The sequence below is a fragment of the uncultured Caballeronia sp. genome, from assembly GCF_964243625.1.
Taxonomy (GTDB): Bacteria; Pseudomonadota; Gammaproteobacteria; order Burkholderiales; family Burkholderiaceae; genus Caballeronia.
In genome coordinates this window covers 1-6814 of sequence record NZ_CAXTGZ010000321.1, presented here as the reverse complement: position 1 = coordinate 6814, position 6814 = coordinate 1, and the positions used below count along the sequence as shown (strand labels likewise).

6 protein-coding genes are annotated in these 6814 nt (G+C 60.7%); 4 read left to right on the top strand and 2 right to left on the bottom strand.

Annotation, left to right across the window (positions count from 1 at the left end; genetic code table 11):
* Positions 1 to 201: 201 nt before the first annotated feature.
* Positions 202 to 1224: a hypothetical protein gene (locus ACFFAR_RS20315; RefSeq protein WP_174363360.1), complete on the bottom strand. Its 1023-nt coding sequence runs from the start codon at positions 1222 to 1224 to the stop codon at positions 202 to 204.
* A gap of 96 nt (positions 1225 to 1320) precedes the next feature.
* A complete protein-coding gene (locus tag ACFFAR_RS20310; protein WP_174363359.1) occupies positions 1321 to 2328 on the bottom strand; it encodes a hypothetical protein in 1008 nt (335 codons plus the stop codon).
* Between the two features lie 393 nt (positions 2329 to 2721).
* Here ACFFAR_RS20310 and ACFFAR_RS20305 point away from each other — a divergent pair, with 393 nt between their 5' ends.
* Genes ACFFAR_RS20305 through ACFFAR_RS20290 form a run of 4 tightly spaced genes read left to right on the top strand, consistent with a single transcriptional unit; the run spans position 2722 to position 6716 of the window.
* Positions 2722 to 3867 (top strand): homoserine O-acetyltransferase, encoded by a 1146-nt coding sequence (locus ACFFAR_RS20305; RefSeq protein WP_075359078.1) that lies wholly within the window; start codon positions 2722 to 2724, stop codon positions 3865 to 3867.
* Entirely contained in the window at positions 3864 to 4472 is a 609-nt protein-coding gene (gene metW / locus ACFFAR_RS20300) for a methionine biosynthesis protein MetW (protein ID WP_086381445.1), read from the top strand. The genes ACFFAR_RS20305 and metW overlap by 4 nt, the downstream gene beginning before the upstream one ends.
* Before the next feature lie 55 nt (positions 4473 to 4527).
* Positions 4528 to 5814 (top strand): AmpG family muropeptide MFS transporter, encoded by a 1287-nt coding sequence (locus tag ACFFAR_RS20295; protein WP_062168591.1) that lies wholly within the window; start codon positions 4528 to 4530, stop codon positions 5812 to 5814.
* Positions 5811 to 6716 (top strand): M48 family metallopeptidase, encoded by a 906-nt coding sequence (locus ACFFAR_RS20290; RefSeq protein WP_062168589.1) that lies wholly within the window; start codon positions 5811 to 5813, stop codon positions 6714 to 6716. The genes ACFFAR_RS20295 and ACFFAR_RS20290 overlap by 4 nt, the downstream gene beginning before the upstream one ends.
* Positions 6717 to 6814 lie beyond the last annotated feature (98 nt).

The window sequence follows — 6814 nt, the reverse complement described above, 5'->3', positions numbered from 1 at the left end:
CGCACGGTCTGGATCACCGGGCATTTGCCGGCGGTTCGCAATGCGAGCGACAGCGGCTTCCTGCGTTCCGCCGCGCGCGGCCGGCCGCACTATGTGGACCTGAAGATCCGGTCAATTCAAAAGCTCAGCACCGCGTCGCAAACGCTCTTTGGTCCACGCCGCCGTTGAACTGGCCGCGCGGGACAGGTTTATTTTCAACAATCAGCGAGCCGACTGCGCTCTTTCGATCTGCCTGACTTCGGCCTGCGTGGGAAATTTATCCGGCGCAAGGCGCGTTGTCGCGGGAAAACAAAAGCGGTGATCGCTGAAATCGAAAGCCGCTTTCTCGAACTTGCTTAGAAACACCATGCCCAGCTTGGACGAGTCGCCAGGCATGGCCTCGTCGAATGCCAGCCCCTCGGCCGCGATGTTCGCCAGCGATCCCGGCTTCAGCTTCAGCAGCGAATGACTGGCCTGCGATCCGCCATTGCCCGGGGGAGAGTAGTTCACCTCAGCCGCAACGGCTCCGCCTTGCCGCAGACGTATGGCGTCTGCCTGCGACAGGACACCGCTCAGGCGCCCGAGCACAAGCGTGTCCAGGTCGAACCAGACCGGCTGACCACCGAGCACGATCTGTATGCCGGGCGCGCCGCTAAGCTGCGTCTCCATTGGCACGCACGTCAACTTTTCGCGCTTTTTGGCGAAGAATACTGAATCGAAGAGATACCCACGGACATCGCCCGCCTGGCGATCCCAGATCCAGTTCAGCGTTGCGATAGCCGGCGCGCCCAGCATTCCGTCAACCTGAACGCCGAGTAGCTTGGCAGTAGGTCCGTAATCCAGCGCGGCAATGATCTTGTCGGATGGAATTTTCCAGTCCTCGCGGCTCATGGACACGCCGTCGTAGTAACCAATCTGACCGGTGAAACCTGTCCGGTCAAGAAACCATTCGCCGTTCTTTTCAAACGCAGCCCGGTCCCTGCTTGTCAGCGGCGTCAGGTCGCGTGCGGCGATGCCGGCGTCGACGGTGGTCGCGTTGTTTCCCGTCGCGAAGACCAACTGGTATGTCGACGCGCCCGCCACGACCTTGACGAGCATCGGCAGCTTTGGCTCTTTTTGAATCGGAAAGATGACGACGGCATCGTCCTGCGGCGAACAGGCGCTCAGGAAAACGCCTGCCGCAATGACCACGGCCAGACGAAACTGGAGGGTGATGGATTTCGTATGCGAATGTGAATCGATCATGGCACTCGTCACGGTTGGGCCGGTAGATGCAGCAACGGCGATCAAAGCAAAACGACGTGACCAGGCTGAATGGGAGCTCACGTCGTGCAATGCAGATCAAGGCGTGGGCAAGGCGTCAGGCGCCGTTTGCGCCAGCGCGGAAAAGCAGAATCGATGCCGATCGAAGTCGAGAGCAATCTTCTCGAACTTGTAAAGAAAGCCGAGGCCGAGTCGAGCCGAGGCCACCCCGGTCTGCTGGAACACAAGCCCGTCCATGCTGAGGCTCGCCAGTGACACGGACTTCGTCTTGACCACAACGACCGGCTTCCCCTTTGCGTCGCGATCAGCGCCGGGTTTGTCGATTGTCATTTCGCCGGCCAACGCGCTCAAGTAACGCAGTGTCGCGATATCGCCGACCGAGAGTCCTCCGCTGGTATTGCCTATATATCCTGTGTCGATTGTCATGACGGCCGGATGGCCATCAATCTCTATCGATATGGCGGGCGTCCCTTCGGGAAGCGTGAGCATTGGCACGCATGTCATGCCTGTGCTCTCAGCGCGGAACATTTTCGAACTGAAGCGATAGCCTTCCAGCCTGCGGTCGCGGCGATTCAGTACCCAGTTGAGCGTGGAGAGGGTCGCGGCGCCCACTGCGCCGTCCACACGCGCACCCAGATCCATCGACCATTGTGTGAGCAACGGTAAGTCGATAGCCGGCGCGATGCCGCGGGAAGCCACGGCCCACTGCCCGTAACGGAGCGCAGGCGACTCGTAATAGCGAATTGTGGCAGACCCCTCAAGCAAGGAAACGGACTTGCCAAGCGGCTCTCCGAACCGGGTCCAGGCTGACAACGCTGCGTCGCTCATGGGACGCAGATCGCGTGTTGCGGTGCGCGAATCGATGACGGTGTACGACGCACCCGTGTCGAAAACCATCCGATACGTCCGTGCACCCGCTTCAACCGACATGAAGATGGGCGTCTGACTGTCCTGAATGGGCACGATCGCGACGGGCTCGTCCGTCTTGCCACAGGCGGTGAGCAGCATGGCGGCCAGCGTTCCGGTCATTAGCCACCGCAGCGTTGCGTTCTTGCGGCAGAAACGTGCGGCGAAGGGTACTGTCAAAGTCGATCCTTTGGCCCTGGATGATCTGCATTGCCCAATAAAGGCAAGATGCGCGAAACCTCGCGGATAACGGCGCGTTCATCGCAGACCGTGCCAGGATGCAGAGCAATAACCCTATCCCCGGAAACTCCTTTTCCGAATCGGACGTTTCTTAGTATTGCAACCCGACAACCTCGCGATCAGGGGCGCCGAGCGGCTCTTTCGGCTTTTTCCGATATAATCCTCCCCATGCAACATGTTTCATCGCGCCGATTTGCTGACTCGATTGCGGGCGCGCGAACCCTGACCCGGTTCACTATAAATGCGGCTAAAGAGGTTGTCAGCCGCGCTGCTTGTCTTGATCCGCGCATCGCCGACGCCGTTTAGCCGCCCTTGTTTTCTCTAGGCGGATGAATGGAATCAATCGGTATCGTCACTCCCCGGACACTGCATTTCACCGAGCCGCTGCGCATGCAGAACGGCAGTCTGCTCGGCGATTACGATCTCGTCGTCGAAACCTACGGCACGCTCAACGCCGCACGCTCCAACGCCGTGCTGGTCTGTCACGCGCTCAACGCATCGCATCACGTGGCCGGTGTTTATGCCGATGACCCCAAGAACGTCGGCTGGTGGGACAACATGGTCGGTCCCGGCAAGCCACTCGACACGAACAGGTTCTTTGTCATTGGCGTGAATAACCTGGGTTCGTGCTTCGGCTCGACCGGGCCGATGAGCATCAACGCCACCACCGGCAAGCCCTATGGCGCGAGCTTTCCCGTGGTCACCGTCGAAGACTGGGTCCACGCTCAGGCACGCGTAGCGGACCTGTACGGCATCGAAACATTCGCGGCCGTCATGGGCGGAAGTCTCGGCGGCATGCAGGCGCTCGCGTGGAGCATGATGTATCCGGCGCGCGTGGCGCATTGCATCGTGGTGGCATCGACACCGAAGCTGTCCGCGCAGAACATCGCGTTCAATGAAGTCGCGCGCTCGGCGATCCTTTCCGATCCCGACTTCCACGGCGGCGATTACTACGCGCACAACGTGAAGCCGCGTCGGGGCTTGCGTGTAGCGCGCATGATCGGGCACATCACGTATCTGTCGGACGACGACATGGCTGCGAAATTCGGCCGCGCGTTGCGCCGGGCTGAAGGCGCGCTGGACGCGTACAACTTCAATTTCGATGTCGAATTCGAAGTCGAGTCCTACCTCCGGTATCAAGGCGACAAATTCGCCGAATACTTCGATGCCAACACCTACCTGCTCATCACACGGGCGCTCGACTATTTCGATCCCGCCAAGGCCTTCGATGGCGACCTGACCAAATCGCTCGCGCACACGACGGCCAAATACCTGATTGCGAGTTTCTCGACCGACTGGCGGTTCGCGCCGGCGCGTTCGCGGGAACTCGTGAAAGCGCTGCTCGACCATAAACGCACGGTGAGCTACGCCGAAATCGATGCACCGCATGGCCACGACGCCTTCCTGCTCGACGACGCCCGCTATCACAACCTGATGCGCGCCTATTACGAACGCATTGCCGCCGAGGTGGGTGCATGAACCAAATCACGCTGGATTCACTTTCCCTGCGCTCGGACTTTCGGGCCATTGCGCGTTGGGTCGAGCCGAACTCGTCGGTGCTGGATCTGGGATGCGGCGACGGGTCGCTGCTCTCGCTCCTAAGCGAAGAACTCGATGTCACCGGCTACGGCATCGAAATCAATGACGCCGGCGTCCTTGCCTGCGCGCAAAAAGGCGTCAACGTCATCCAGCAGAATCTGGAAGACGGGCTGCGCCTTTTCGAGGACGGGAGCTTCGACTTCGCGATCCTTTCGCAGACCCTTCAAACCATCCACCAGACCGCCGCCATCCTGCGCGAAACCGTGCGCGTCGGGCGTGAATGCATTGTGTCGTTCCCGAACTTCGGCTACTGGCGGCACAGGCTGACCGTGCTGCAGGGGCGCATGCCGGTATCGAAGACCCTGCCTTATCAATGGCACAACACGCCGAACGTGCGTGTGCTGACCATCCAGGACTTCGAGGCGCTGGCGCCGGAAGTGGGTATCGAGATCCTCGATCGCGCCGTGCTGCATGGCGGCCAGTCGATCCGCTGGGGCGCGAACTGGCGTGGTAGCCTTGCGGTCTATCGCGTGAAGCGTAGCTGAACTGATCGCCCGTTCACCGCTTGGCGCATCGCCCACTGCATCACACTGATTTCATATGTCCAACTCGCCAAACGAGGCGCCCGCACTAACCGCTCACGAAGATCGCCCCGGCTGGCGTGCGTTTCTCAACAAACGCATGCTGATTTGCGTGTTTCTTGGCTTCACGTCGGGGTTGCCGCTTTTCACGCTCATCTACCTGGTCCAGGCGTGGTTGCGGACCGAAGGCGTGAATCTGAAGGAGATCGGCCTCTTTGCGCTGATCCAGTTCCCGTACACGTGGAAGTTCATCTGGGCGCCGTTGATGGACCGCTACGTGCCGCGGCTGCCCGGATGGCATCCGGGCCGGCGGCGCGGCTGGATGATCGTCACGCAACTGCTGGTCGGCGTGGCGATCGGAGCGCTCGGGTTCATCTCGCCGAAACAGGAAATCTGGACCGTCGCCGCGCTGACCGCGCTTGTCGCGTTTTTCGGGGCGAGCCAGGACATTGCCATTGATGCGTATCGCCGGGAACTTCTCGCCGATACCGAACAGGGCCTCGGCAACGCGGTCTTCGTGAACGCCTACAAGATCGCCGCGCTGATCCCGGGCTCGCTCGGACTGATCCTGGCGGACCATCTGCCGTGGTCCACGGTGTTCATGGTCACGGCGGCGTTCATGTTGCCGGGCGTCGTGCTGACGCTCGTGGTGAAAGAACCGGAAATACACGGCACGCCGCCCAAGAATCTGCGCGATGCGATCGTCGATCCGTTCAAGGAATTCATCGGGCGTGACGGCTGGCGCACGGCGCTGCTGATCCTCGGCTTCATCTTCCTGTACAAGCTCGGCGACTCGATGGCGACCACCCTGTCCACGTCGTTCTTCCTCGATATCGGCTTCAACAAGACGCAAATTGGTGTGATCGCCAAGACCGTGGCTTTCTGGGCGAGCATCGCGGGTGGAATCGTGGGCGGGATGTGGCTGGTGAAGATCGGTATCGGGCGCGGGTTGTGGATCTTCGGCGTGCTGCAGATCGTGTCCACGCTCGGCTTTGCGTGGCTGGCCAAGATCGGGCCGTCGCCTGTCGCGCTGGCCACGCTTTACGGCTTCGAGACTTTCGCGACCGGCCTGACCACGGCGGCGTTCGTTGCGTATATCGCGAGCACGACCGATCCGCGCTATACGGCCACGCAGTTTGCGCTCTTCACGAGCCTGGCTTCGGTGCCGCGCACGCTGGCGTCGGCATCGAGCGGCTTTATCGTGGCGCAGACGGGCTGGTTCGAGTACTTCATGGTCTGCGTGGCGTTGTCGATTCCCGGCATGTTACTGTTGCCGAAAATCGCGCCCTGGAGACTTGTCCGATGAAGGTGCACGCGTTAATCCGCGTCACGGCCTGCGCCATGACGCTTCAGGCCGGCGCGTCTTTCGCAGCGTCCGATGCAGTCTCGCAGCAGCCATACTCGGCGGCGAGCGGCCAGATTCGCTTTGGCAATGCGGCGTTGTTCCGCAACCTGATTCCATCGGCGACACTCGAACAGCAATCTGCCGATGAATATCAACAAATTCTCCATGAAGCCCAGCGCACGAAACATCTTCTCGGCGATGACAACCCGCTCGTCAAACGCGCCCGCGACATTGCGAATCGCGAGATCCCGTTTGCGCTGAAATGGAATGACCGCTCGAAGAACTGGAAATGGCAGATCAACGTGGTGCGATCGAACGAGATTCGCATGTATTGCCTGCCGGGCGGCAAGATCGTGATCTATAGCGGTTTGATCGAGCGGTTGCGGCTCAACGACAACGAGCTCGGCATGATGATCGGCCATGAAATTGCGCACGCGTTGCGTGAACACGCACGGGACCGGCTCGGGCGTCAGCAGGCCGCGCAATTGACCACGGGCACGATTCCGCCGCTGTTCGGTTTCGCCGATATCATTTCGGCGCCCTTAGGCATCGGCGAGCAATTGCTGGCCATGCGATACACGCCGGCGGATGAGACCGAGGCCGATGTGATCGGCAGCGAGATTGCATCCCGGGCGGGATACGATCCGCGCGCCGCCGTGACCTTGTGGAAAAAGATTGATTCGGCGACGAGGCGCACGCCGAACGGATTTATCTGGATGCATCCGTTTGGCGCCGATCGCGTGCACGACCTGATGAAGCGCCTGCCCGACATGATGCCGCTCTACGCCAAGGCGCTTGGCCTGACAGTCGACCAATTGCCGAACTATGCCGGGATGGGGCGCTTCAAGAAACCCAGATCGTAAAGGCGCCCCCTCCTCAAACCTTCCAGTCGTAATCGATAATCAGCGGCGCATGATCGCTGAACTTGATCTCGCGAAAGACCGAAGTCGCCGCCGCTGTA

Excerpts from the sequence above, each read along its gene's own strand:
- ACFFAR_RS20315 (WP_174363360.1), bottom strand. The coding sequence starts at position 1,224 with ATGATCGATTCACATTCGCATACGAAATCCATCACCCTCCAGTTTCGT.
- metW (WP_086381445.1), top strand. The coding sequence starts at position 3,864 with ATGAACCAAATCACGCTGGATTCACTTTCCCTGCGCTCGGACTTTCGG.
- ACFFAR_RS20295 (WP_062168591.1), top strand. The coding sequence starts at position 4,528 with ATGTCCAACTCGCCAAACGAGGCGCCCGCACTAACCGCTCACGAAGAT.
- ACFFAR_RS20290 (WP_062168589.1), top strand. The coding sequence starts at position 5,811 with ATGAAGGTGCACGCGTTAATCCGCGTCACGGCCTGCGCCATGACGCTT.
- ACFFAR_RS20305 (WP_075359078.1), top strand. The coding sequence starts at position 2,722 with ATGGAATCAATCGGTATCGTCACTCCCCGGACACTGCATTTCACCGAG.